The 277-nt window shown below is 55.2% G+C and carries 1 protein-coding gene; it reads left to right on the top strand.

What is annotated here, in order from left to right; all coding sequences use genetic code 11:
• Positions 1-97: 97 nt before the first annotated feature.
• On the top strand, positions 98-277 hold a 180-nt coding region (locus AF337_RS05605; protein ID WP_049731361.1), incomplete at its 3' end, for a hypothetical protein.

Below are 277 nucleotides of genomic sequence, written 5' to 3'. Positions count from 1 at the left end.
CTCTACGACATGATCCGAGGCCGCGTCTGACAAGATTTCAGGATTGTCAGCGTCACGATTATGGCCGACGCTTCGTTATCGAAGCGAGGGGACATTCATGTTGGATATCATCATACGCAGCGCTCTTGATGTCGTTGGGCGCACTGAGCGCCTCGTCGAAGCAATGAGGCGACTGCTGCAGAGTGACGACCTCGACGAAGTCGAGGTCTATGAGCTCGATTATGAGATCGAGCGCCTCGGGGACGTGGTTTTCAATGTGGACGAGGCCGTTCGATCG

Source organism: Rhizobium ecuadorense, assembly GCF_001187535.1.
Taxonomy (GTDB): Bacteria; Pseudomonadota; Alphaproteobacteria; order Rhizobiales; family Rhizobiaceae; genus Rhizobium; species Rhizobium ecuadorense.
The sequence above is the reverse complement of the archived record's forward strand: the minus strand, read 5'-3'. Positions and strand labels throughout refer to the sequence as shown.